Source organism: Longispora sp. NPDC051575 (assembly GCF_040681875.1).
GTDB lineage: Bacteria > Actinomycetota > Actinomycetes > Mycobacteriales > Micromonosporaceae > Longispora.
This window is the reverse complement of record NZ_JBFAZP010000001.1, coordinates 100321-122362: the sequence shown is the minus strand read 5'-3', so window position 1 is coordinate 122362 and position 22042 is coordinate 100321. Positions and strand designations below refer to the sequence as shown.

The 22042-nt window shown below is 70.2% G+C and carries 29 protein-coding genes and 1 pseudogene; 9 read left to right on the top strand and 21 right to left on the bottom strand.

Features of this window, described 5'->3' with window-relative positions:
• Positions 1 to 15: 15 nt before the first annotated feature.
• The 4 genes from AB0M43_RS00495 to AB0M43_RS00480 all read right to left on the bottom strand — a co-directional run bounded on the left by AB0M43_RS00495 (position 16) and on the right by AB0M43_RS00480 (position 2727).
• Positions 16 to 963 (bottom strand): TIGR03557 family F420-dependent LLM class oxidoreductase, encoded by a 948-nt coding sequence (locus tag AB0M43_RS00495; RefSeq protein ID WP_363719710.1) that lies wholly within the window; start codon positions 961 to 963, stop codon positions 16 to 18.
• 17 nt (positions 964 to 980) lie between these two features.
• A complete protein-coding gene (locus AB0M43_RS00490) occupies positions 981 to 1196 on the bottom strand; it encodes a CDGSH iron-sulfur domain-containing protein (RefSeq protein ID WP_363719708.1) in 216 nt (71 codons plus the stop codon).
• A 119-nt stretch (positions 1197 to 1315) separates the two neighbouring features.
• The gene (locus AB0M43_RS00485; RefSeq protein ID WP_363719706.1) at positions 1316 to 2341 is read right to left on the bottom strand and encodes an iron-containing redox enzyme family protein; all 1026 of its coding nucleotides are present in this window, start codon (positions 2339 to 2341) and stop codon (positions 1316 to 1318) included.
• 224 nt (positions 2342 to 2565) lie between these two features.
• Entirely contained in the window at positions 2566 to 2727 is a 162-nt protein-coding gene (locus AB0M43_RS00480) for a hypothetical protein (RefSeq protein WP_363719704.1), read from the bottom strand.
• A 253-nt stretch (positions 2728 to 2980) separates the two neighbouring features.
• On the opposite strand from AB0M43_RS00480, the gene AB0M43_RS00475 reads away from it, so the two are divergent.
• Both AB0M43_RS00475 and AB0M43_RS00470 read left to right on the top strand, forming a co-directional pair.
• Complete coding sequence (locus tag AB0M43_RS00475) at positions 2981 to 3841, top strand: alpha/beta hydrolase (protein WP_363719702.1); 861 nt, start codon at positions 2981 to 2983, stop codon at positions 3839 to 3841.
• A gap of 162 nt (positions 3842 to 4003) precedes the next feature.
• Positions 4004 to 4342 (top strand): TraR/DksA C4-type zinc finger protein, encoded by a 339-nt coding sequence (locus AB0M43_RS00470; RefSeq protein WP_363719700.1) that lies wholly within the window; start codon positions 4004 to 4006, stop codon positions 4340 to 4342.
• A 138-nt stretch (positions 4343 to 4480) separates the two neighbouring features.
• Here the strand turns inward: AB0M43_RS00470 and AB0M43_RS00465 are convergent, their stop codons facing one another.
• The gene (locus AB0M43_RS00465) at positions 4481 to 4771 is read right to left on the bottom strand and encodes a SemiSWEET family transporter (protein ID WP_363719698.1); all 291 of its coding nucleotides are present in this window, start codon (positions 4769 to 4771) and stop codon (positions 4481 to 4483) included.
• Positions 4772 to 5281: 510 nt separating this feature from the next.
• On the opposite strand from AB0M43_RS00465, the gene AB0M43_RS00460 reads away from it, so the two are divergent.
• Positions 5282 to 5653 carry a hypothetical protein gene (locus tag AB0M43_RS00460; RefSeq protein ID WP_363719696.1) on the top strand — a complete coding sequence of 124 codons (372 nt, stop codon included), beginning with the start codon at positions 5282 to 5284 and terminating at the stop codon, positions 5651 to 5653.
• A 100-nt stretch (positions 5654 to 5753) separates the two neighbouring features.
• Here the strand turns inward: AB0M43_RS00460 and AB0M43_RS00455 are convergent, their stop codons facing one another.
• The 4 genes from AB0M43_RS00455 to AB0M43_RS00440 form a co-directional block, all read right to left on the bottom strand.
• Positions 5754 to 6362 carry an NAD(P)H-dependent oxidoreductase gene (locus tag AB0M43_RS00455; RefSeq protein ID WP_363719693.1) on the bottom strand — a complete coding sequence of 203 codons (609 nt, stop codon included), beginning with the start codon at positions 6360 to 6362 and terminating at the stop codon, positions 5754 to 5756.
• Between the two features lie 93 nt (positions 6363 to 6455).
• Complete coding sequence (locus AB0M43_RS00450; protein WP_363719691.1) at positions 6456 to 6593, bottom strand: hypothetical protein; 138 nt, start codon at positions 6591 to 6593, stop codon at positions 6456 to 6458.
• A 28-nt stretch (positions 6594 to 6621) separates the two neighbouring features.
• Positions 6622 to 7113: a hemerythrin domain-containing protein gene (locus AB0M43_RS00445; protein ID WP_363719689.1), complete on the bottom strand. Its 492-nt coding sequence runs from the start codon at positions 7111 to 7113 to the stop codon at positions 6622 to 6624.
• 245 nt (positions 7114 to 7358) lie between these two features.
• A complete protein-coding gene (locus tag AB0M43_RS00440) occupies positions 7359 to 7796 on the bottom strand; it encodes a response regulator (protein ID WP_363720908.1) in 438 nt (145 codons plus the stop codon).
• 175 nt (positions 7797 to 7971) lie between these two features.
• Between AB0M43_RS00440 and AB0M43_RS00435 the strand changes: the two genes are divergently transcribed.
• Both AB0M43_RS00435 and AB0M43_RS00430 read left to right on the top strand, forming a co-directional pair.
• A complete protein-coding gene (locus tag AB0M43_RS00435; protein ID WP_363719687.1) occupies positions 7972 to 8142 on the top strand; it encodes a CsbD family protein in 171 nt (56 codons plus the stop codon).
• A gap of 54 nt (positions 8143 to 8196) precedes the next feature.
• Complete coding sequence (locus AB0M43_RS00430; RefSeq protein ID WP_363719685.1) at positions 8197 to 8469, top strand: GlsB/YeaQ/YmgE family stress response membrane protein; 273 nt, start codon at positions 8197 to 8199, stop codon at positions 8467 to 8469.
• 86 nt (positions 8470 to 8555) lie between these two features.
• Here AB0M43_RS00430 and AB0M43_RS00425 read toward each other — a convergent pair whose 3' ends face one another.
• The 5 genes from AB0M43_RS00425 to AB0M43_RS00405 form a co-directional block, all read right to left on the bottom strand.
• Positions 8556 to 8999 (bottom strand): response regulator, encoded by a 444-nt coding sequence (locus AB0M43_RS00425; RefSeq protein ID WP_363719683.1) that lies wholly within the window; start codon positions 8997 to 8999, stop codon positions 8556 to 8558.
• The gene (locus AB0M43_RS00420) at positions 8992 to 10548 is read right to left on the bottom strand and encodes a CHASE3 domain-containing protein (protein ID WP_363719681.1); all 1557 of its coding nucleotides are present in this window, start codon (positions 10546 to 10548) and stop codon (positions 8992 to 8994) included. Before AB0M43_RS00420 ends, AB0M43_RS00425 begins: the two co-directional genes overlap by 8 nt.
• Before the next feature lie 250 nt (positions 10549 to 10798).
• Positions 10799 to 11464: a CPBP family intramembrane glutamic endopeptidase gene (locus AB0M43_RS00415; RefSeq protein ID WP_363719679.1), complete on the bottom strand. Its 666-nt coding sequence runs from the start codon at positions 11462 to 11464 to the stop codon at positions 10799 to 10801.
• Between the two features lie 38 nt (positions 11465 to 11502).
• Complete coding sequence (locus AB0M43_RS00410; protein WP_363719677.1) at positions 11503 to 12402, bottom strand: NAD(P)H-binding protein; 900 nt, start codon at positions 12400 to 12402, stop codon at positions 11503 to 11505.
• A 22-nt stretch (positions 12403 to 12424) separates the two neighbouring features.
• A complete protein-coding gene (locus AB0M43_RS00405; protein ID WP_363719675.1) occupies positions 12425 to 12856 on the bottom strand; it encodes an SRPBCC family protein in 432 nt (143 codons plus the stop codon).
• Positions 12857 to 13250: 394 nt separating this feature from the next.
• Here AB0M43_RS00405 and AB0M43_RS00400 point away from each other — a divergent pair, with 394 nt between their 5' ends.
• From AB0M43_RS00400 to AB0M43_RS00390, 3 genes are read left to right on the top strand one after another with little or no spacing between them, the layout of a single operon-like run.
• Entirely contained in the window at positions 13251 to 14054 is an 804-nt protein-coding gene (locus tag AB0M43_RS00400; RefSeq protein WP_363719673.1) for a ferritin-like domain-containing protein, read from the top strand.
• Positions 14051 to 14824, top strand: a complete 774-nt coding sequence (locus tag AB0M43_RS00395; protein ID WP_363719672.1) for a ferritin-like domain-containing protein — start codon at positions 14051 to 14053, stop codon at positions 14822 to 14824. The genes AB0M43_RS00400 and AB0M43_RS00395 overlap by 4 nt, the downstream gene beginning before the upstream one ends.
• A gap of 7 nt (positions 14825 to 14831) precedes the next feature.
• Positions 14832 to 15227, top strand: a complete 396-nt coding sequence (locus AB0M43_RS00390) for a cupredoxin family copper-binding protein (protein WP_363719670.1) — start codon at positions 14832 to 14834, stop codon at positions 15225 to 15227.
• Positions 15228 to 15735: 508 nt separating this feature from the next.
• On the opposite strand, the gene AB0M43_RS00385 is transcribed toward AB0M43_RS00390, so the two are convergent.
• Together AB0M43_RS00385 and AB0M43_RS00380 are read right to left on the bottom strand one after the other, a co-directional pair.
• Positions 15736 to 16623 (bottom strand): hypothetical protein, encoded by an 888-nt coding sequence (locus AB0M43_RS00385; RefSeq protein ID WP_363719668.1) that lies wholly within the window; start codon positions 16621 to 16623, stop codon positions 15736 to 15738.
• Positions 16624 to 16714: 91 nt separating this feature from the next.
• Positions 16715 to 17116 carry a peptidase inhibitor family I36 protein gene (locus AB0M43_RS00380; protein WP_363719666.1) on the bottom strand — a complete coding sequence of 134 codons (402 nt, stop codon included), beginning with the start codon at positions 17114 to 17116 and terminating at the stop codon, positions 16715 to 16717.
• Positions 17117 to 17250: 134 nt separating this feature from the next.
• Here AB0M43_RS00380 and AB0M43_RS00375 point away from each other — a divergent pair, with 134 nt between their 5' ends.
• Entirely contained in the window at positions 17251 to 18252 is a 1002-nt protein-coding gene (locus AB0M43_RS00375) for a metalloregulator ArsR/SmtB family transcription factor (protein WP_363719664.1), read from the top strand.
• On the opposite strand, the pseudogene AB0M43_RS00370 reads toward AB0M43_RS00375, so the two are convergent.
• The 5 genes and pseudogenes from AB0M43_RS00370 to AB0M43_RS00350 all read right to left on the bottom strand — a co-directional run bounded on the left by AB0M43_RS00370 (position 18249) and on the right by AB0M43_RS00350 (position 21999).
• Positions 18249 to 18706 (bottom strand): annotated as a pseudogene (locus tag AB0M43_RS00370) (helix-turn-helix domain-containing protein). The gene AB0M43_RS00375 and the pseudogene AB0M43_RS00370 sit on opposite strands and share 4 nt — an antisense overlap.
• Positions 18707 to 18818: 112 nt before the next feature.
• Positions 18819 to 19676: an MBL fold metallo-hydrolase gene (locus tag AB0M43_RS00365; RefSeq protein ID WP_363719661.1), complete on the bottom strand. Its 858-nt coding sequence runs from the start codon at positions 19674 to 19676 to the stop codon at positions 18819 to 18821.
• Positions 19673 to 20200, bottom strand: a complete 528-nt coding sequence (locus AB0M43_RS00360; RefSeq protein WP_363719659.1) for a helix-turn-helix domain-containing protein — start codon at positions 20198 to 20200, stop codon at positions 19673 to 19675. The genes AB0M43_RS00365 and AB0M43_RS00360 overlap by 4 nt, the downstream gene beginning before the upstream one ends.
• 376 nt (positions 20201 to 20576) lie before the next feature.
• Positions 20577 to 20789, bottom strand: a complete 213-nt coding sequence (locus tag AB0M43_RS00355; RefSeq protein ID WP_363719657.1) for a hypothetical protein — start codon at positions 20787 to 20789, stop codon at positions 20577 to 20579.
• A gap of 73 nt (positions 20790 to 20862) precedes the next feature.
• Positions 20863 to 21999: an amidohydrolase gene (locus AB0M43_RS00350; protein ID WP_363719655.1), complete on the bottom strand. Its 1137-nt coding sequence runs from the start codon at positions 21997 to 21999 to the stop codon at positions 20863 to 20865.
• Positions 22000 to 22042 lie beyond the last annotated feature (43 nt).

Below are 22042 nucleotides of genomic sequence, written 5' to 3'. Positions count from 1 at the left end.
GATCGACACGACCGGTTACAGCCGTGGCAGCACTGTGGTGCGGTAGAAGTCGAAGAACTCTTTCTGGTACGGGCCGATGTTGTTGACGTGGACGCGGTCGAATCCGGCGTTCTCGTAGGTCCGGTAGGCCTCGACGTGCGCGTCGATGTCGGGGCCGCAGGTGATCTTTTCGGCGAGCGCGTCGCGGGTGACGAGGGTCGAGGCCTGCTCGAAGTGTCGGGGTGAGGGCAGTACCTGGTCGAGTTCGCCGGGGAGGCCGGCGTTGGGCCAGCGCTCGTGGGCGATGTCGAGGGCTTCGGTGTGGGTGGGTGCCCAGCACACCTTGTACCCGGCCTCGGTTGGTTTTCCCGTGCCACCGGCCTTGCCGAAGTCGGCGATCGCGTCGGCGTCGGGTCGGGTGCTGATGAACCCGTCGGCGATGCGCCCGGCGAGTTCGATGGATTTGGGGCCGAATCCGGACATGAGGATCGGGGGCGGGGTGTCGGGCAGGGTGTAGATCCGGGCGTGTTCGACGGTGTAGTGCGGGCCATGGTGGGTGACGAACCCGCCGGCCCACAGTTCGCGGATGACATGCACGGCCTCTTCGAGCATGTCGAGCCGGATGTCGGCCGGCGGCCAGGCGTCGCCCAGGATGTGTTCGTTGAGCGCCTCACCGGAGCCGACCCCCAGAGCGAAACGCCCTTCGAGGAGTACGGCGCTGGTCGCGGCGGCCTGGGCGATGACGGCCGGGTGCACGCGCACGGTCGGGCAGGTCACGGCCGTGGTCACCGGCAGGGTGCTGACCTGGGAGAGGGCGCCGATCACCGACCAGACGAACGGGCTCTGTCCCTGGGCGTCGTTCCACGGGTGGAAGTGGTCGCTGATCCACAGCCGGTCGAACCCGGCAGCCTCGGCCATCCGGGCCTGGGCGATCAGCTCCGCGGGAGTGAACTCCTCGCTCGACAGGAAGTATCCGAGCCCCATGGTCGTCCTCCTCGTTCTCAGCGTTCCGGGCGGTTCTGGTGCCGAGGGTCCTGTCGTCCGCTGGGGGCCTGGAACCCAGCGGCCTTGTGGGTGCCGTCGCAGAACGGTTTGGTCCCGGACTTGCCGCACCGGCACAGCGCGTACGTGACCCGGCCGGGGTCGATGGCCCGGCCGTCGACGCTGTGCAGCGGCACGTCGCCGCGGACGAGGAGCGGGCCATCGGTGTAGGGCACAATGTCCCCTGCGGACGGCTGCGGACGCTGCTCCGGCCGGGACCCCGGGCGTGCCTCGACAACCGCCGCGAGGTGGCGCAGGCCCCGGGCGGCGGCTTCGCGGATCCGTCCGACGCGGTTCACGCGGCCGCGCCGAGCAGGTCGTCCGGGCAGGGTGGCAGGGCGTGCAGGAGGGAGGTCCGGCCGGCCTTCCAGTGGTCGAGCAGGTGCGTGGCGGTGACGCTTCCGGCGATCTGGGCGCAGGCCGCCCCGAACAGGACGTCGCCGCCCAGGTGCGGTTCCCGTTCGGCGAACGCGACGCACAGGTCGTGCACGGCGATCTGTTCGTGTACGGCGTCGGCCTCGACGTGCTCGTCGTAAAACCGGGTGGCGACGGGGCCGCCGCCGAGCCTGCGCAGTCCGTTGCCGTAGCGCCGGTTGGCCATCGACGAGGTCATCTCGAACGCGGCCAGATGTCCCAGCGCCGCGCCCCGCAGCCGGCGGTGCAGGCCGAGGAGGGACATGACGTTGCTGTGCGCGAGGGTGACGGCCGGCGCGGCGTCGACGTGGGCCCCGTAGGTGGAGTCCAGAGCCAGCTGGTCCATCGTGGTGCGGAACAGTTCGGAGTGCATCCGCTCGAGCCGCCCGCCGCCGTACTCGTCGGCTTGGATCTCGATCAGGGCGGCCTTCGGGCGGCCGTCGAGGCGGGGGATGGCCCACGAGTGCGGGTCGGCCTCGCGCAGGTGGTAGACGGACCGGTGCGCCACGAACTCCCGGAACTCCCCGAGGGTGGCGTGCCGTTGCATGTACCCGGCCAGGGACGGACCCCGCGACGTACCCACCAGTGCGGTGAGTCTGTCGGCGAGCCCGGTGGGGGTGACGGGCGGCTGCGTGCCGGCCTCGGCCCTCAGGGCCGCCTCGAAGGGCGCCTCCAGCCGGGCGCGCAGCGTCAGGACCACAGGGTCCCACTCCCAGTCCTCGGCGACGTCGTCCCAGCCCCGGTAGTGCAGCTCGTAGCAGACGAACAGGGCCAACTGGAGATCCTCGTCCGTCAGGGGCTCGGCGCTGTCCACGGCCGGCCAGCCGCGCCTGTGCGTGCCCGGAGCTGATCCCAGGGTGGTGAGCAGAGCCCCGGACAGCGGACCCCGCGCGGTCGGCAACCTCACGTTCCACCCCCAGTGACAGGTCGTGTCGAGTGATCGACATCTGCCTGACCTCTACCCTCGTTCCGACAGGGGGAAACCCGTGCCACCTGGGGGTGCGTTCGCTGTTCGGGGATATCGAGGAGCCGGGCACCGGGACCGGTGCGTGGGCGCGGCGGGATCAGCCGGACCCGGGCGAACGGCGGCGGGGCGGACCGATCACCGGGTCCGCCCCACGGCCGTTCCGGTCACGTGTCGCCGTCGCTGCTGTCCGACGGCACGTCGTCCGGGCGCGGGATGTCCTCCGGCTCCCGCCCGTCCGGCCGGGCCAGATCGTTGCCACTGGCGGCCTGTTCCACGCTCGTACTGTCCGGAGTCCCGGTCTTGTCGGTGGCGGGTCTGTCTTTCATGGCGGGCCTTCCTCGTCGCTGACGGCGCCGGGTCCGCGACCCGGGCGGCGCCCTCGTGCTCTGTCGTCCGGCACTCCTCACCCGGGCATTCCCCCCTACATACCGCGTATGCCTTCCTGTCAAACACGCAGCCGCGTGTACGGGAAGGAAAGCGCCCGATGGCACGGAGTGTCTTTCCCGCCATGATCGGGTATCAGGAGACCGGGGACGCCGGACCCGTCAAGGGCCGGGGTCGCACGGAGAGGGGTGCGGGATGTTCGAGGGGTTCGCCGAGGACCGGATCGAGTTGGGGGAGTCCTCTATCTTCGTCCGGTACGGTGGCACGGGTCCGCCCGTGCTGCTCCTGCACGGTCACCCCCGCACGTCGGCGACGTGGCACAGGGCCGCCCCGCTGCTGGTCGCCGAGGGTTTCTCCGTGGTCTGTCCCGACCTGCGCGGCTACGGCCGTTCCCGGGGGCCGGCGCCGACAGCCGACCACAGCGGCTACTCCAAACGGGCGGTCGCCGCCGACATGGTCGCGGTGATGGCCGCCCTGGGACACGAGACGTTCGCGCTGGCCGGTCACGACCGGGGTGGGGCGGTCGCGTTCAGGCTCGTCCTGGACCATCCCGCGGCCGTGACCCGGGTGGCGTTCCTCGATGCCCTGCCGATCAGTGAACGGTTGTCGCGGATCACCGTGATGTTCGTGACCCGCTGGTGGCACTGGTTCTTCTTCGCCCAGCCCGACACCCCCGAACGGGTCATCAACGCCGACCCCGACCGGTGGTACGCCGGGGATCCCGACGCGATGGGGGAGGAGAACCACCGCGAGTTCCGCCGGGCGACCCGTGATCCCGCCGTCGTGCGGGCCATGCTGGAGGACTACCGGGCGGGGCTCACCATCGATCTCGAACACGAAGAACAAGATCGTGCGGCGGGTACCCGGATCGGCTGCCCCGTCACGATGCTCTGGTCCACGCGGGACGACACCGAGGACCTCTACGGTGACCCGTTGCCGATCTGGCGGAACTGGGCCGACGATGTCACCGGCCACTCCATCGTCTCCGGGCACCATATGGCCGAGGAGGCACCGGAACAGCTCGCCGCCGCGCTCGGTCGGTTCCTCGAGGACTAGCCGGATCCTCCACCGACCGCCATCCCACGCCGTGTGAGTCAACCGCGCCGTCCCCAAGGGTCATCGGCGGCGTACGTCCTCGTTTCCATAATTTCTGGAGGAGGGTGTGAAGTCGGCCACGCCGGGTATCGCATCTGCAATCTCCGATGGAAGGAAGTCGCGATGACCGCCATGCTCACCCCCGTCATCCCCACGGTCGGCGTCACGCTCTCGACGCAGCTGGCCGTCGCCGACGCCGACTACGCCACCACCCGCTCACTGCACGACGGGAACCACGCCGTCGCGTTCGCCGGTGATGCCGCGGACCTGGCCGAGGCCGCCGCCTCCCAGCAGACCGGCAACATCGAGATCGACCGCGCCGCGCGCCGGGTCGCCGAGCTGCGCGCCGCCCTGGACCGGCTCGAGGCCGGCACCTACGGCGCGTGCGAGCGGTGCGCTCGACAGATCGATGCGGCGCGCCTGGAGGTCCTCCCGGCGGCGCGGACCTGCGTGTCCTGCTGACCGCACCCGGCCGGATGCGTTGGAGGAGTTGGCTTCCCTCGACCGGTCACTTGCCGGGGCGACGAGTTTGGTTGCCGTCGGTCCGCACCTACCTGTGTCCCTCCTGGAAGCACGCGCACGCAGGGGAAGTCGAGCTGGCTATGCGGGCCGCGAGTCGTCGGGGCGGTGCCGGCGGCGGAAGTACAGGGCGACCGCCAACGCTCCCACGGCGGTGGTGAGCGCGACCGTGTTGGGGACGATCAAAGCCCAGTCCCCGAGGCTGATGCCGTAGGCGATCCACAGGACGAATCCGACGATCAACAGACCGAAGTAGCTGGGCGACACCTCTTCGGCTCCGCCCGCCCGGATCATCTTGCGGATCTGCAGCGCCGGGGCGGCGCCCATGACCACGCCCCAGCTCGCGGCGGCGATACCTACCCAGCTCGACATCCGACTTCCCTCGTGGTCCGGGGCTGTTGCCGGCCAGGTTCGTGGGGCGACCCGGCCGGGTTCGTGGGGCGACACCGCCCAGGTGTCGCCCCACGCGCGGTCGGCGAGGCCACCGCGTCGTCCGCAGCCCCCTCAAACCACGAGCGACGCCTCGGCGGCCTCTGGCCGGAGGTGTTCACGGCCACCTGCTGTGTATCCCGTTGCGCCCTGTTCCAAACCCGCAGGTCCAGATCCCTGACCGCGGACGCCCTCAGAATCGTGGGTAGTGGGGTGTTTGCCCCGGGTATGCGGCGGGTATCGCCGCCACAGGCTGGTGGGGCGGTGTGGCCGGCGGGCGCGGTGCGCGTCATCGTGTGCCACCCGCCGGCCCGCACCCCCCACCGGCCACACTCCGGCAGCAGTGGCGACGGCCCCGGCCGTGGTCCACGAATCCCGACGCGGTCGATGCCAGCCAGGCGGAAGGCGCGGGAGGCGATGCGCCGAACACCGCGAGAAGAGAGGACTGCCGGCATGAACGCCGAGTACGTGCTGTGCTTCCACTGGGCCTACGACAAGCCCGGCTGGGTGCTGTGCACCGACGCCGGAAGCGGGATGCGGCCCTGGATAGCGTCGCCGAACGCCGACCCGGCCGCGCAGGTCGAGGCCCTGGTGTGGGCGGGAGATCAACTCCGCGCACTGTGCGGGGCGGTGCCGGTCTGGACCCGCATCGACGGACCGGTGGGCGGATGGGCGGCGCACTGGCCCAGTTACGCCCCCGACGACGACCGCTGCCCGGAGTGCGCGGAAAACCTGTCCGGACAGGTACGGTGGCTGCGCGCCGACGGGGACGGGGCCAACACCTGGCAGTGCTGCACGATGTGGCACACCGCCCCGCGCGTCTAGGCGCCGCGCCCGACCGGCGAGGCGCGGACTTCAGCTCCATCCGGGACCCGGGTGGAGCTGAACGCGACCGGCGTGAGCCGGACGTGCTGGACGACCGGTGTCAGCTGGGCGGGTACTGCCGGTCTGCCAGGAGGCGCGCGAGGTGTGCGGCGTTGGCCGCCAGTGTCTTGGTCGTAGCCCCCGTGGTGTCGGGTTTGGGGCCGGCGTCGTTGTAGTCGACCTTGCCCATCGCCTCACCCACCCAGTAGGTGCAGGCGGCGGCGGGGGCGGTGAACCCGACGTCGTTGAGGGCCTGGAGCACTTCGGCGGTGGTGTGGTGCGCGCCGTCCTCGTTGCCGACGACCGCGACGGCGCCGACCTTGCCGTAGGTGAGCAGCCGGCCCTCCTCGTCCTTCTCGGAGAGCTCCGCGTCGAGGCGTTGGAGGACCATCTTGCACACGCTGGACGGCTGGCCCATCCAGATCGGCGTGGCGATGATCAGGATGTGGGCGGCCATGACCTTCGCCCGGATCGCCGGCCAGCCGTCCCCGTCGCCCTCGTCGACGGACACCCCGAAGCGCACGTCGTGGTCGACGATGCGCACCAGGTCACCTTCCACCCCGTGCTCGCCCAGCGCGGCCAGGACCTCGCGGCCCAGCTGGTCGGAACTCGACGGGGCCGGGGACGGCTTCAGGGTGCAGCCGAGCACGAGCGCGCGCAGTGTGGCCATGGCGGAACTCCTTCGGGCAGGTCGGCGAGCCGGTTCGCGGTACCGGTCGGAGTTCGGAGTACCCGACCGGGTCGAACTCCGGCTCGGCCGCGATCACATCGCGGCCGTGGGTGACGTACACCTCTCGTCGGTCGGGTCGACCCGGTCGATGACGCCTGCGGGCGGCAGCACGTTGTGGCCGAAGATCCACGGCCCGGTGTCCATCACGGGGTGGGCCGCGTCGGCACGCACGGTGGCAGGGTCGACCCGACCGATCAGGTCAGCTCTTGGCGGACGCCAGGGCCAGGGGAGAGGCGGGGGCCTTGGGCTTGGCGGCGGTCATCTGTTCGCCGAGCTCGACCAGGCGTTTGCGGCCGAGGGCCTTGCGCACGAGCGGGAACCAGTCCTTCTCCTCCTCCTCGACGTGGTGGCGGACGTTTTCGATGAGGACGGTGGCCTTGGCGTCGAACGTCTCATCGGACGGGTCCAGGCCGCTGAGTTCGGCGAGCAGCCAGTCCATGACGTGGTGTTCCTCGACGGATTCGAGGATGTGGTCGGTGGTGTCCGGGGCGCCTTCGCGGGCGGCGGGGTAGAAGATCGTCTCCTCGATGAACGCGTGGGTCACCAGCTCCGAGCAGATGCTGTCGACCAGCTTGCGCTTGGCGGCGGGGGTGGCGGTGGCCTTGGTCTTCTCGAACTCCTTGAACAACCGCTCGACGAGCTTGTGGTCGTCCTTGAGCAACACGATCGCGTCCACGTTGTGCTCCCTCATCCGTTGAGCTGATCTTCGGGTTGTACCCGCCCGCCACGACTTCCAACCGTCCGCCGTCTCGATGACGGGCGCTGTGAGCTGGGAATGTGCCCCGATCGGCCGAACCCCGACCTGGAGGCGGCCCGAACGGGCGATCAACATCGGACACCACTAGTCGGGCCGAGGCGTTCACCCCTGGGGCGAGAGATGGCGTTCCTGGGGCGAGAGATGGCGTTCACCCCTGGGGCGAGAGATCGACCCGGGCGCTACCTGGCGGGGAGTTTGACGACGGTGACGAAGAAGTCGTCGATCTGGCGGACCACCTCGATGAAGCGGGTGAAGTCCACGGGCTTGTTGACGTAGGCGTTGGCGTGCAGCCGGTAGGTGCGCAGCACGTCCTCCTCGGCCTGGGAGGTGGTGAGCACGACGACGGGGATCGTGGACAGGTCCTCATCGGCCTTGATCTGCGCGAGGACCTCCCGGCCGTCGTACTTGGGCAGGTTGAGGTCCAACAGGATCAGGTCCGGACGCGGCGCGCCGGTGTGCTCGCCGCGCTGGTAGAGGAAGTCGAGCGCCTCCTCGCCGTCCCGGGCGACGAACAGGTCGTTCTTGACCTTGTTCTCCTCGAACGCCTCACGCGTCATCAGCTCGTCACCCGGGTCGTCCTCGACGAGCAGCACGATGATGGGCTTCGGGATGGTCATGGTCACGAACTGCTCCTGACGCCGGGCGGCCCGGCGGGCGGCGCGCCCAATATAGCCTCCTCGGCCACGGGGCCGGCGGCCCGCTCGCGCCCCGCACGGTCGCCTGGGCGGTTTGGGCCGGCGCGGGCGCGGGTACCGGTGTGTCACAACAACTTCCTCGGGATCGGAGCCGGACATGGGCCTGGACGACAAGGCGGACGCGATCAAGGACAAGGTCGTCGGCGACGCCAAGGAGAAGATCGGCGACGCGACCGACAACGAGGACCTGCAGGCCGAAGGCGCCGTGCAGAACGCCAAGGGCCACGTGAAGGAAACGGTCGAGGACGTCAAGGACGCCCTCGACTAGTCAGCCCCCCGTCAACCATCACTCCCCGACGTCGACCCGATTGGCAGGTTCACCATGACCATCGCTGGCATCATCTCCGCCCTCATCGTGGGCCTCATCATCGGCGCCCTGGGCCGGCTCGTCCTGCCCGGGAAGCAGAACATCCCGATCTGGCTCACCATGGTCGTCGGCGTCGTCGCCGCCCTGGTCGGCACGGCCATCGCCCGGGGCCTGGGCATCGCCGACACCCCGGGGGTGGACTGGACGGAGATCGTCATCCAGGTCCTGCTCGCCGCCGTCGGCGTGGCCATCGTCGCCGGTGTCACCGGCCGACGAGCCGTCCACTAGCACCCTCTCCCAGCGACTGCGGGGCCCGCCGGAGTTCCGGCGGGCCCCGCAGTGTGTCCGGAACGACAGGCGCGGTGGGCGTGGCGTCAGCGGGGCGGGAGGTGCACCGCCGCGATGAAGAACCCGTCGATGGCGGCGATGACCTCGATGAACCGGTCGAAGTTCACCGGTTTGTTGACGTAGGCGTTGGCGTGGGCCCGGTAGGCGGCCAGGACGTCGTCCTCGGCCCGGGAGGTGGTGAGCACGACGACCGGGATCGTGACGAGGTCCGGGTCCGACTTGATGTCGGTCAGGACCTCACGGCCGCTGTAGAACGGCAGGTTCAGGTCCAGGAGCACCAGATCCGGTCGAGGCACCCCGGTGTGCTCGCCGCGCTGGTGCAGGAAGTCCAGGGCCGCCCGCCCGTCGCGCACCACGTGCAGGTGTCCGGCGAAGCCGTTGTCGGCGAACGCCTCGCGTGTCATCAGCTCGTCGCCCGGGTCGTCCTCGACGAGCAGGACCACCCGGATCGGTGCGACGGGTTCACTCACTGGCGGTCGCCTTGTCCTCGGAGGTGCTCCGGCCAGGAGCGGGGTCTTGGCCTGCGGGCAGGGTGAACACGAACCGCGCGCCGTCGACGTGTCCGGTGTCCAGGCCGATGGACCCACCGTGGTGCTCGACGATCTTGCGGCACATCGCCAGACCGATCCCGGTACCGCCGTACACGTCGCCACGGGCGTGCAGGCGCTGGAAGATGACGAAGATCTTCTCCGCGAACTCCGCCGGCACGCCGATCCCGTTGTCGGTGACCGCGAACCTCCACTGGTCCCCGTCACGTTCCGAGGTGACGGTCACGACGGGCGGTCGGTCGGGGGCGGCGAACTTCAGGGCGTTGCCGAGCAGGTTCTGCCACAACATGGTCAACAGGGTGGGGTCGCCGGGCAGCACGGGCAGGGTGTCGTGGGTGATCGTGGCGTCGGTGCGCTCGATGCGGTCCCCGAGGTCCGTGACGGCCTGCGTGAAGGCCGCTTCGAGATCGACCGGTTCCGTGTCGTCGTAGACCCGTCCGACCCGGGAGAAAGCGAGAAGATCGTTGATGAGTACCTGCATGCGCTGCGCCCCGTCGACAGCGAAGCCGATGTACTGCCGGGCCCGGTCGTCGAGCTGGTCACCGTAGCGGCGCTCCAGGAGCTGGCTGAACGAGGCGACCTTGCGCAACGGCTCCTGCAGGTCGTGGGAGGCGACGTAGGCGAACTGCTCGAGTTCCGCGTTGGAACGGGCCAGGTCAGCGGCCTGCTCCTCCAGGCGGGAGCGCGCGCCCACGGTGAAGGCGAGCTCCTCGACGATGCGTCGGCGCATCGAGTCGACCCGGGCGGCGACGGCCACGATGTCCGACGGACCGGTCACGGCGATCTCGTCGTCGAAACGCCCGGCCGCGACCGTCTCCGTCGCCTGCTCCAGTCGGCGCAGCGGGCGCAGGACCCCGCGCTGGATGAGCAGCACCGTCGCCAGTCCCGCGAGCAGGAACGTGACCAGGACGGCCTGGAAGACCGTGTTCTCCCACGCCTGGGCGGCCTCCAGTTCGGCCTTGAGGTCGGCGCGGGCCTGTCTGACCCGTTCACGGAGGGCGTCGATGGCCTGCCGGGTCTGATCGAACCGCTTCTTCCCGTCCGTCAACTGCGCGGGGGACACCACCCCTGCTCCGCCGTTCCGGACGGCCGCGAGCGTCGGCTCGGCGATCTGCGTCCGCCACCCCGCGGCCTCCCGGCCGGCGGTGTCGACGGCCGCCAGTTCGGCGGGCCGGGCGGTGAGATAGGTGCGCAGGAGGGCCAGGGAGTCGGTCTCGGCCTTCACTCCGGCGTTGAACGGCTCGAGGAACGCCTCGTCGCCGGTGAGGGCGTAGCCGCGCAGCCCGGACTCCTGGTTGATCACCGCCGTGGCGAGGTTCTCGCTCACGATCCGCGCGGGCGTGAGTTCGTTGAGCATCTGATCGGTCAGGGCGCCGGTCCGCCGCAGCGCGGTGGCCCCGGCGACGGTCGCGGCGACCAGCAGGACGGTCATCAACCCCAGGCCGATGGCCAACAGGGCATTCGTGCTCAACCGCCGCCACGCGCGCACCATGAACGCCCAATCTCCAGCTCGCACCCCGTGCCGAACACACCTGGGGCGTCGCCGACACCGTACCCGCCCCGTCGCCCCCGCGTGCGACCAGAGCGCGGCACAACCTACCGACTTGTTCCACGAGGACGACATGATCCGGTCGGATGCGCTCGGCGTCGGGAAGCGCGCCGGCCGCCCCGCGCACCGACGTGGCGCCGCGTGCGTCGCCTGGCGCGGACCCCCGACCGTTCTAGGAGCCGAACAGCGGTGGCAAGGTCAACAGCATGGTCACGGACCAGGTGACGTGCGTGAGGATCGGCGCCAGAATGCCCGCTGAGGCGCGGCGCTGGACCGCCAGTACGAGGCCGAGGACGGCGGAGGCGAACACCAGCATCGGGTTGGCCGTGGCCGCCGTGGCCAGGGTGTAGACGGCTGTGGACAGCAGTACCGGGTACGCGCCGCCGAGCGCCGTGTACAGCGCCCCCCGGAAGAAGATCTCCTCGGCGACGGCGTTGACCACGGTGATGGCCGCGATGAGCGCGAGGGATCCCTGGTGCGCGTGTGCCAACACGTCGTCGACGAACCCGCTGAGGAGGGGTATCTCGCGTACGAACAGGGCTCCGCCGACGAACACCGCGGACGCGACCAGCCCGGTGAGGACAGGGGTGAGCACCGGTCTGCGGAGCCTGCCGAGCAGCGACAGCCGTCCCAGGCGCAGCGGCCCCGACAGCAGCCCGCCGATGGTCCAGGTGCCGGCCAGGACGAGCGTGAGCAGGTAGAACGACGGGTCGCCGGGTCGGACGGCGAAGGACATGCCGAGGACGACGGCACCCCCGACGAGGGTCGCGGCGACCACGGCGCGGCGGCGCCGGATCGCCGCCGCCGCAACGTCGCCACTGTGGGCGCCCGTGCTCACGGCTGGCGAGCGGTGACCCCCGGGCGCGTCCGGGTCCCTCACCGGCCGAGCGCCCGGACTCGGTCCGCCAGGGCCAGGCGGACCGCCTCCTCGTACCCGACGGAGGGGCCCGGAACGACATCCGTGATGGGGTGTCCGCGCACGATCACCTCGGAGGTCATCGAGTCGACGAGGTTGCGGGCGGTGGTGATGTCGACGTCGGTGACCAGTGACAGCCACAGGGAGGACAACCTCGGGGTCACGAAGGGCACGAACAGGTACGGCAGCGCCCTGCCCATGACACCGGCCGCGCGGGTCAGCATGTCCAGGTAGCTGAGTACCTCCGGACCGCCGATCTCGTAGGTACTGCCGCGCGCGTCGTCCGGCTCGCACACGCCTACCAGGTAGCGCACGGCGTCGGGCAGGGCGATCGGCTGGATGCGGGTGCCGACCCACAGGGGCGTGACGAGGAAGGGGAGCCGGCCGGCGAGTTGGCGGATCATCTCCCAGCCGATGCTGCCGTGGCCGATCACCACGGCCGCGCGCAGCACGGTGACCGGGCAGTCGCCCTCCCTGAGGAGACGTTCGACCTCCCGGCGCGAGCGCAGGTGTTCGGACAGCTCGCCGTCGTCGACTCCCAGGCCGCCGAGGTAGACGACGCGCTCGACCTTGGCCCGCGTGCAGGCGGCGGCGAAGTGGCGGGCACTCTGGGCGTCCGTGCGGGCGAAGTCGTCGCGTCCGAGTGCGTGCACCAGGTAGTAGGCGACGTCGACGCCGGTCAGAGCGGCGTCGAGGCTGTCTGGGTCGGTGACGTCACCGGCGACCGGCGTGCCCGCCCCGTCGTAGGTTTCGGGATGCCGGGTCATGGCGCGCACGTCATGCCCGGCCGACTCCAGCTCGGCGGCCAGGTGCGACCCGATGAACCCCGACGCGCCCGTCACCAGCACGGTCCTGCCCATGGCGGAGTCGCCCCGTCCCTGCTCAGAGTTGGGCGATCGTGGTTCGAATCTTCTTCTCGGTGAGGTTCCCGAGCCGTTCGAACTCCAGTTTCATGATGGGCGCGGCGAGTTTCGCGAGCCCGTGCAGTTCTATCGTCGCGTTGTAGGTGACCTCGGCTCCGCCGGGCGCCGGCTTGACGGTGATGTCGTCGGTCGAGGTGGCGGTCTTGTTCGTGCCCACCAGGGTCACCCGGTCGGGGTCCAGGCGGTGCAGGCGGTAGTCCAGTTCCGTCTCGCGTCCGAGAACCTTGGACACGTTCCTCCAGGTCGATCCGACCCGCAAGGGCCCGGTGCTCGTCGGGGTACAGCGGACGGTGCCGGGATCCCACCGGGGCGCGTTGGAGAAGTCGGCGAGAAAGGCCACGACGACGTCCACGGGCCGGTCGACGAGGAAGGTGCGCACTACGTGAACCACGAGAACTCCTTGGTGGTGTGCCCGGTCGGTCGGCCTGTGCCTCGACGGGAGCAACTCTTCGCGCGACAGGCGCCTGATCGGTAGCGGGACGTGATGTGTCGCCGGAGCCTGGGACGACGGGTGTGCAACACGTCCCTACCCAGACGGGAGGTCGGGTAATCGCGATCGCCGCACGGTGAGACGCACCCGGCCCCGAGCAGCGTATCGGACATACGCCGCATATGTCGGATGTGGCCCGGACGCCCGCCGGGACGGGTCTGGCGGTGCGGCTCACGCGGTCCGGACACGGGCGAACCTGAGAAGCTGCCGTCGTCGACCCATCCGCCGTCCGACCTGCTCCGTATGTTTCATGTGAGGCGTTATTCACTCTCAACATGAATTGTGGGGAATTCCCGTGAATCGAGCCATCGATGATGGCCGGCTACGCGAGCTGACGGTGCAGTCCGAGGACCTGCATTCCGACGCGATGCGTACCGGCCGTGCCGCACTGGACGACTACGTCGAGCAGACACTCGACGCCCGGGCATCCGCACCCCGCAGCAGGGGTCTGGCGGGTGCCGCACTCGTTGTCGGCGCGGTCGGTATCGCCGCCCTGGCGACAGGTGGCCCCGCGTGGGCGGACGCGAAGACGGACATGATGATGCTGCAGACGGCCGCGTCGTTGGAGAACCTGGCGGTCTTCACCTACAAGACCGCGCTGACCCTGCCGTTCATCGGTGGGGACTCGGCCAACGCGGTGGTCAAGGCGTTCGCGACCAAGACGATGGCCCAGCACACCGAGCACGGCCAGGCGTTCAACGCCGCCGTGGTCAAGCTCGGCGGCAAGGAGCAGACCGCCACCGACCCGAAGTACACGCCGGTCGTGCAGGCCGCGGTGCCGACGATCAAGGGCCCCGGCGACGTCGTCGGTCTGGCGATCACCCTGGAGGATGTCGCGACCCAGACGTACGTGAAGAACGTCGGCATGGTGACCACCCCGGAACTGCGGCAGCTGTTCGCCAGCGTCGCCGGGGTCGAGGCTCAGCACAAGGCCGTCCTGCTCGCCGTGCAGGCGCTGCTGGCGAGCAACGCCGCCGACCTGATCGCGCTGCCGCCGGACGGGGCCAAGCTGCCGTCGGCCGCCGGCAACGTCGCTTTCCCCGACGCGTTCTTCCCCACCGCGAAAGCGTCCCCGCCCGAGGAAGGGGCAGTGAAGTGATCCGCCGCAGCAAGGAACCCATGGCGATCACCGAGGCCGAGCTGTCCTCGATGACCCGCGAGCTCGACGACATGCACCAGGCCACCTTCCCGGACGTGCGCCGCACCCTGGGGGAGTTCACCGACAACCTCAGCCGCGCCGCCGCGTCCCGCCGTGGCGTCCTGCTGGGCGTGGGTGGTGTCGCCGCGCTCGGCGCACTGGCCGCCTGCGGCAGTGACGACAAGAAGGACACCCCCAAGCCCCAGGCGTCGACGACCATGTCGGTGTACGTCGGGGACCTGCGGGTCGTCGCCCTGGCCGCCGCGCTGGAGAACCTCGCGGTCACCGCCTACGACGGAGCTCTCAAGAGGGCCAGCGACGGCAAGCTCGGCACCGTCCCGCCGGCGATCGCGACGTTCATCACCACCGCCCGCGCCCAGCACGCCGACCACGCCGCCGCCTGGAACGGGGTCCTCACCAAGGCCAAGCTCCCGGCCATCGACGGCGCGCCGCTCACGATCACCCAGGGTGCCGTCGACGCGCTGGGCGCCACGGACTCGGTGGCTTCCGTGGTGAAGCTGGCGCTGGGCCTGGAGGAGTCGGCCGCCCAGACCTACACGTTCGCGGCGGCGAACGTGACCGACCCGGGCGGCATCATGACCGCCGCGACCATCCAGCCGGTCGAACAGATGCACGCGGCGATCCTGCACTTCGTCCTGGGGGAGTACCCGGTCCCGCTGTCGTTCGTGCCGGTCGACAAGGCCGTCAAACCCGACGTCCTCACCCGGTAGCCGACCGATGTCCACACCACTCGCCCGGCTGCGCCTCGTCGCGGCCGGCGGGTGTGTGGCCGTCGCGCTGGCCGGCTGCGGGAATTCGTCCCCCGCGGCCGACCACCCGGCCGGCCCCACACCCACCTCGTCGAACGCTGCCGTCACGGCCGACGGGGACACCACGGTGGAGGTCAGGAACTTCACCTTCACACCGCAGAACCTGTCCGTGCCCGTCGGCGCGAAGGTGACCTGGAAGTTCGAAGACGGCGCCAAACATAACGTCAAGGCCTCCGACGGGTACTTCGCGTCAGCCGACCTCAGCGGTGGCGCCACCTATGCGTTCACCTTCACCAAGGCTGGGACGTATCCCTACATCTGCGGACTGCACCAATACATGACCGGCACGATCACCGTCCGATAGCGCCGCCAAACCCACCGGCCCGCCACGTTCACCGCCGGCGGGATCCAGGTGCATGTACAACTTTCAGCGGAAGTACTTTTCCCATGGGGATTCGTCGCTGTCCGCCATCAGGATTGGTACCCGTCGAATGTTTTTCGTTTGTCGCCGAAACTAGCTGTCCAATGAATACGAAGGAGTGCGTCGACAGGATACGCACGCCAGCTCCGGTGTCCTGACGCAACGGGGCAGATACTCTCTATCGCCCACATTCCCGCCACGGAAGGGGAACGATGAAGGTAGTTCCATAGAGGAAGAGGTGAGGACAATGTGGTGGTGGGATCATGGCATTCAGATCTGGATCAACGTGAGCCCCTGGTTCCACTGGAACTGGTTCCCGTTCCCGTGGTGGTAGGACGGAGTTGAGGAAAGAGTTGGCCATTCGGCACCATCGTCCGGTAGGCGCGGCCCGGGGATAGGCGATACCCCGACGCCGCGCCTACAACTCTGTGTCCACATGCGCGAAAGTTCGCTATTCCTTGGGCAGAGCGTTTTCGGCCCGGGACAGTGCGGCTCGGAGTTGGTCGCGATTGGCGATCAGCGCCGGCTCGGCGTGGACCAGGGCGACCCCGAGCCGGGTGTCCCAGGACCTGGCCAGGACCGCGCGGCTGCCGGTGCGGTCGGCGCAATCGGCGTCGGCGGTGGCCAGATCGATCTCGGCCTGGACCGGTGGTCCGGGCGGTGCCGACGGGGTGGCCTGTCGGAGCTGCGCGGCCCGGACTTGGGCGGCACGCGGGCTGTCGAGGCCCGGGTGGCCGGCGGCGGTCATGCAGTCCGACCATCGATGCAGGATCGAGACCACCCCCTGGTCCCGGGCGTGCGCCTTCGCGGCCGCGTCGCCGATGTCGAGCAGCACACCGGGGGGCGGCTTGCCGCCTTCGCCGTAGAGGACCGCGCGGGCCCGGCCCACGCACCCCGCCGGTGGGCCGGTGGGTGCCGCCCGGCCGTCCGGCCCGACCTCCGCGCCGGTCTGCGCCTTCACGTACCGCGCGCGGTACTCCGGCGGTTGCGCGGCCAGCGGTTCCGGTCGTGCGGCCTGCTCCGGCCGGTCGTCGCCGTATCCACGTTGGCGGGCGGCCGTCAGGTCCGGCGAGCTGCCCAGCGGGTCGGGAAGGGTTGACCCGTTGCCGATCTGGTCGCCGCCGGTGTGCGCGGGAAAGCCCTGCGCGGTCATGCAGGCGTCGATCAGTCGCCACTGCGCGGTCTGGTTCTGATCGACCAGGCGGCCGATCTCCGTCACCAGTGCCCGGGCGCGACGGACGTCCTCGGTGGTCGGAGTGGCCTGCGCGGTGGCGCAGCCGGCGACCAGACCGGCCAGGGCGAGCGCGGACATCAGCCGCACCACCTGTGCTCTTCTCACCTGTCCTCCATGTCCGATCGGCCGCGAGCGGGCCAGGGGCGGCCCGCTCGCGATGAGGGTGGGCCCGGCCGTGGCCGGCCGGGCCCGTGGATCAGTAGGAGCAGTACCAATTCGCCGTGACGCCCGTGAAGCTCTGCACGCTGTACCCCGGCGAAACCCAGGCGATCAGGTTGTTCCAGGAGTCGTAGACCTCGACCTGGTTGCCGCCCCGGTTGGTGACCGAGCCGGCGTAGCCGACCGCGCTACGGCAGTACCCCGAGTAGGGCGCGGTGAACTTCGAGCCGTTGCCGCCCGCCTGCGAGTAGTAGCAGGAGTACCCGGCGGCGCAGTTCGTGTAGACCCACGGCACGATGTTCGCGCCCGCCTGGGCCGCGCTCGCCGGCCCGACGGCGGTGAACGCGCCCACCGCGAGCGCGCCCACGGCCGTCGCCGTGAACACGCGGTTCCGCCAGGCGGTCAGCCTGCTCACCGCTGCGGTACGAGTGATTCTCACAGTGTCTCCTCCGAACCCGTTGTGACTGGACCCAGGCAGCATCCTGCGGTGGCGGCGGACCCCGCCACGATTGCGATCAGGCTTAATCGACGCCTCTCGAAGCCGCGTCGGGCTAGCCTGCGAGGGTGATCGAGATGCCGTTGAACGCGGTCGAGCTGTCGCAGGTCCGGTTCGCCCGGTCACCGCTGTACGAGCTGGTCGCCAGCCTGGCCACGCTGATGGCCGAGCCGCACCGGCGGCACCTGCACCAGCCCTGGGTGACGGCCACCCGGCCACGCGTCGCCCACCTCGACCTGTCGGTGCCGGTCGCTCTGGTCACCCAGCCCTGCGGCCTGCCGGACTTCGTCGCCCCACCGCCGCGCCGCTGGGACGGCGACATCGCCGACGAACTCCACCGCCTGCGGGCCACCCCCGCCGCCGACGTGCGTGCCAGCCTGGCGGGACTCGAGGACGCCGGCCGGCTACCCCCGCAGCTTCGTCCACTGTTCCAGGACCCCGACCGCGAACTGGGCACGCTCGTCGACACCCTGCGCGCCTACTGGCGGGCGGCGGTCGAACCCGTCTGGCCCCGACTGCGGGCCGTCCTGGACGAGGACCGAAACCACCGGTCCATGGCCTTCGCCGCCGGCGGGCTGCACCAGGTGTTCGCCCATCTGCATCCGCAGGTCGACTACCACGATGACAGCCTGTGGCTCACCTTCGGAAACCGGACCCGCCAGCACCACCTGCGCGGCAACGGGCTCCTCCTCGTCCCGTGCGTGTTCGCCTGGCCGAGGCTCGGCCTGGTCACCTACCCCGACTACCAACCCACTCTGGTGTACCCGCCCCGCGGCATCGGCGCGGTCTGGGAGGCCGCGTCCATGCCGGACACCGACCACACCCCGTTGAGCGCCCTGCTCGGCCGACATCGCGCGACCATACTGGCCCACCTGGACCTGCCGGTGTCCACCACGCGGTTGGCCGCGAACCTGGGCCTGACCCCGCCGGCAGTGAGCCAACACCTGGCGGTCCTGCGCCGCGCCGGCCTGGTCCGGTCCCGCCGGGCCGGCCGGGAGGTCCTCTACGAGCGCACCCCGACGGCCGGCCAACTGCTCGACGCGGCGAACGAAGCACCCCGGCGAGCCGGCACGCCCTAAGCGCCTGGCCGGAAGTCTTGTCCGTAACCTTCGGGTAGCCAGGGTGATGTCCAGGGTGCGGTCGCGGTGAGCATCCGGGCTGGTGTGTGGTTTCTGAAGAACCCGTGGGCTTGGCGGATTCGGTCGGCCAGGGTCGCGGGCGCGGTGTTGGCGATGTCGGCTTTCATCGCGGTCCAGACGCGTCCGGTCGGCGTGGTGAGCCGAGCCGGGGACGTCCTGACCGGGGCCTGTCGGTGAGCCCGGCCACGCCGTCACCATCGTGGCGGGCGATCCACCGCCGGACGGTGACCGGGTCATAGTGCAGCAACGCGCCGATGTCGGCTGCCGACATCCCGCCGGCGGACAGCACGATCATGACCGCCCGGGTCGCGGGCCGCCATTGACGATGCAACGCCGACACCAGGTCGTGGTACTGATCCTCGGAGATGTTGGCGTAGACATGGGGCGGGCGCATACTGATCGTGGCCTCTTCGGGTCTGCAGTGGAGTGTGGTAACCCCGATGCAGAACCCGGCGAGGTCCTCACGTTCGCACCCAGCTCAACACGGGCGAGTTACGGACAATAGGTCACGACGCGTCGGCGGGGACGTTGTAGACGACGAAGTCGTCGAAGGCGTGCGCACCCGGCTGGCCCGCGACGGACAAGGTCGCGTCCCGGATCTCCGCCAGGTGGCCGGCCGTCAGCTCCAGGACCTGCTCGTCGGGCTGGAAGGTGGTGCCGAGCGGATAGTCGAGACCCGGTCGGCTCGTCATCTCCACGTGGCAGCCGAGCACGTGTCGCACGGGCCGGGTGCCCGCGAAGTCGATCATGCGGTCGAGCGTGGCCAGGTAGGCCGAGTGGTCGAAAATGTAGAGCCGGCCCGGCAGGACGGTGTCCCCGGTGAACAGGATCGCGGTCCACGGGTCGTAGATCGTGATCGCCGCCCGGTGGTGGCCCGGCGAGCCCAGGAGCTCCAGCACCCGGCCGCCCAGGTCGAAGGTGACCGTCCGCGCCGGCCAGCTGTCGTCGAACCCGAAGAAGGCCTGCACCGCCTCGAGCTCACGGGACACCACGGTGGTCGCCGGGCGGTCGGTGAACTGGCCGTCGGCGGCCACGTGGTCACCGTGCCCGTGGGTGTGCGCGACGACCAGTTCGTATCCGTCGCGCGGGTGGGCCTCGAGCCAGTCCGCGATGAGGGCGTCGACCGTGGCGCGGAGCGGGAACAGCTCCGGCTCGGGGGTCGCGCCGGTGTCGAGCAGCAGAGCCCTGTCGTTGCCGAACAGCAGGAACAGGAACGGCGCCTCATAGTGCACCGCCTTGCTCTGTCGCAGGATGACGGTGTGTTCGTCGTAGTGGTGCACCTGGATCGCGGGTTCGTCAACAGCGCCGTGGATCCAGCGGACGTCTAGGGACCCGGCGGCGGAGGCGGTCAGAAAGTCGATCATCGGGGGTCCTCCGGGAGCGGGGTGGCTGCCATGAAGTAGCGGACATGGCGGCGGCCGGGCTGGTGGGTCCTTGCTATGTAGGGCTCGAGAAGTGTTTTCCACTTCTCCTTGACGTCGGCGGCCTCCTCCGCGGTCAGCACGGCCATGGCGCTCATGATGCTGCGCCACTCGGAGCCTTCCGCGGTGTCGACCCCGTCGAGGATCGCCTGGGTGGCCTGCTGGACCACGACCCGCGCGAGCTCGCGCCGGACGACCTCGTCGCCGCCCGCTCCGATCCGGAGCATCGGCCGGGACTCGGGCACCTGCCACTGCCGCTCGCGCCGGTCATGGCCGGGGCCGGCGTCGACGACGAACCCGTACTTCGCGAGCTGGCGGAGGTGGAAGGAGCAGCTCGCCTGGGAGACGTCGAGCACCCGTCCACAGTGGGCGGCGGTCGCCGGGCCGACTGCGGCCAGCAGCTCCAGCAGGTTGAGCCGGAGCGGATGGGCCAGGGCCCTGATCGCCTTGGGGTCAGTGATCCGCATATGCCAAAGAGTACTTTGAGATCTCGAAATGTCAAACAGTTCTTTGGCTTCTCCGGTGGAAGGATACTTCAGAAACCACACACCAGCCCAGATGCTCGCCGCGACCGCACCCTGGACATCACCCTGGCTACCCGAAGGTTACGGACAAGACTTCCGGCCAGGCGCCTAGGTACGGGGCGCGCACAGCCCCAGGAAGGCCCGAACGCCCCGCCGTCCCGGAGGACAGCGGGGCGTCCGGGTCAGCGGATCGCCCACCAGGGACTGCCGTCGGCCTCGTAGATGACCAGATTTCCATCGCCCTGCAGGGCGAGCTTCCGGCCGGCACCGGTGGCGGCCGCGTTCCTCCACACGACGGCTCCCGCGCTGTCGCGGACCGTCAGGACACCAGCGCGGAGTAGCCCTTGCCGGAGTTCCCCCACGTGCCCGGGGCCCACAGCGCGTGGTGGAGGTTGTCGGTCCAGACGAGGTTGCCGTCGTACTGCATGACGAGCAGGTGGTGCGAGACGCTGACCTCGGTGTTGGGACCCTTGAGGGGTACCCCGCCGAGCGGCGCGGTGTCCTCAAGCTCGCAGGTCCCGATGGCGGGCACAATCAGGTACGTGACCGTCGCCGGGTGAGCACCCGCACAACGGAATCAGGTGCCCGAGCGTCACCCGGCCGACTCAGGTCAGGATGTCCCCGGCGGCGATGACGGTGCGGTCGGGCCGCTCGGTGACGGCCTCGGTGAGGTGGGACACCGGGAGCAGGACGAGGTTGGCGGCGCTGCCCGGTGTGAGTCCGTAGCCGGGCAGTCCGAGGATGTCGGCGCCGCCGTGGGTGGCCAGGCGCAGTACCGAGGCGATGTCTTCGTCGTGGCGGTAGCCGGCCATCACCGCGATCGAGAGGACCTTCTCCAGGAGGTCCCCGGTGCCGTACGGGCTCCACAGGTCGCGCACCCCGTCGTGTCCGATCCCGACCCGGACGCCGGCCGAGGCGAGGGCCTTGAGCGGGAGTTGTGGGGTGGTGCCGGGGCCGGTGGTGGTGAGCGCGATGTCCGCGCTGGCGATCCGGTCGATCAGGGCGGTCTGCCGGTCGGCCTCGACGGTGGACAACGCGTAGCAGTGCGCGATGGTCACCTGGCCGCGCAGGTCCATGGCCAGGGTCCGGTCGACGATGCGGTCGATCTGCCAGGCACCGAGGCTGCCCCGGTCGTGGAGGTGGATGTCGAGGCCGACGCCCTTGCCGGCGGCGAGTTCGAAGATGGTGTCGAGGTGCCGGATCGGGTCGCCGTCGAAGCCGGCCGGATCGATGCCGCCGATCAGGTCGGCTCCCGCGTCGATGGCCTCGGCCATGAGCGCCGCTGTCCCTGGGCGGGTGACCAGGCCGCTCTGCGGGAACGCCACGATCTGCACGGTCACCGGCCGCGCGGCGGCGGCCTGCCTGACCCCGTGGACGGAGTCCAGGCCGATGACCGGATCCACGTCGACGTGACTGCGGACATGGAGCACACCACCGCGGATGTACCGGTCGAGCAGCGCGCCGGCCCGGTCGGCGACGGACCCCAGCCCGCCGCGATGGGTGCGCTCGTTGTCGATCAACGAGGCCAGCGAGTCACCGGCGGTGTGTGGCCGGTACGGCCGGCCGTAGCTGGTCTTGTCCAGGTGCGCGTGCGCGTCCACGAGCGCCGGGATGACGATCTGGCCGCCGCCGTCGTACTCGTCCAGGTCGGCGCGGTGCTCGGCGATGGTCCCGTCGACGATCGGGAGATCGACCGGTTCGCCGCCCCACGGCCGCACGTTCCTCAGCAAGATCGACGTCATCGGGCCACCCTATCGGCTGCCCGCGTCGACGGGGAGAACCTGC

Excerpts from the sequence above, each read along its gene's own strand:
- AB0M43_RS00495 (WP_363719710.1), bottom strand. The coding sequence starts at position 963 with ATGGGGCTCGGATACTTCCTGTCGAGCGAGGAGTTCACTCCCGCGGAG.
- AB0M43_RS00480 (WP_363719704.1), bottom strand. The coding sequence starts at position 2,727 with ATGAAAGACAGACCCGCCACCGACAAGACCGGGACTCCGGACAGTACG.
- AB0M43_RS00475 (WP_363719702.1), top strand. The coding sequence starts at position 2,981 with ATGTTCGAGGGGTTCGCCGAGGACCGGATCGAGTTGGGGGAGTCCTCT.
- AB0M43_RS00470 (WP_363719700.1), top strand. The coding sequence starts at position 4,004 with ATGACCGCCATGCTCACCCCCGTCATCCCCACGGTCGGCGTCACGCTC.
- AB0M43_RS00465 (WP_363719698.1), bottom strand. The coding sequence starts at position 4,771 with ATGTCGAGCTGGGTAGGTATCGCCGCCGCGAGCTGGGGCGTGGTCATG.
- AB0M43_RS00460 (WP_363719696.1), top strand. The coding sequence starts at position 5,282 with ATGAACGCCGAGTACGTGCTGTGCTTCCACTGGGCCTACGACAAGCCC.
- AB0M43_RS00455 (WP_363719693.1), bottom strand. The coding sequence starts at position 6,362 with ATGGCCACACTGCGCGCGCTCGTGCTCGGCTGCACCCTGAAGCCGTCC.
- AB0M43_RS00445 (WP_363719689.1), bottom strand. The coding sequence starts at position 7,113 with ATGAGGGAGCACAACGTGGACGCGATCGTGTTGCTCAAGGACGACCAC.
- AB0M43_RS00440 (WP_363720908.1), bottom strand. The coding sequence starts at position 7,796 with ATGACCATCCCGAAGCCCATCATCGTGCTGCTCGTCGAGGACGACCCG.
- AB0M43_RS00435 (WP_363719687.1), top strand. The coding sequence starts at position 7,972 with ATGGGCCTGGACGACAAGGCGGACGCGATCAAGGACAAGGTCGTCGGC.
- AB0M43_RS00430 (WP_363719685.1), top strand. The coding sequence starts at position 8,197 with ATGACCATCGCTGGCATCATCTCCGCCCTCATCGTGGGCCTCATCATC.
- AB0M43_RS00410 (WP_363719677.1), bottom strand. The coding sequence starts at position 12,402 with ATGGGCAGGACCGTGCTGGTGACGGGCGCGTCGGGGTTCATCGGGTCG.
- AB0M43_RS00390 (WP_363719670.1), top strand. The coding sequence starts at position 14,832 with ATGTCCACACCACTCGCCCGGCTGCGCCTCGTCGCGGCCGGCGGGTGT.
- AB0M43_RS00375 (WP_363719664.1), top strand. The coding sequence starts at position 17,251 with ATGCCGTTGAACGCGGTCGAGCTGTCGCAGGTCCGGTTCGCCCGGTCA.
- AB0M43_RS00365 (WP_363719661.1), bottom strand. The coding sequence starts at position 19,676 with ATGATCGACTTTCTGACCGCCTCCGCCGCCGGGTCCCTAGACGTCCGC.
- AB0M43_RS00360 (WP_363719659.1), bottom strand. The coding sequence starts at position 20,200 with ATGCGGATCACTGACCCCAAGGCGATCAGGGCCCTGGCCCATCCGCTC.
- AB0M43_RS00350 (WP_363719655.1), bottom strand. The coding sequence starts at position 21,999 with ATGACGTCGATCTTGCTGAGGAACGTGCGGCCGTGGGGCGGCGAACCG.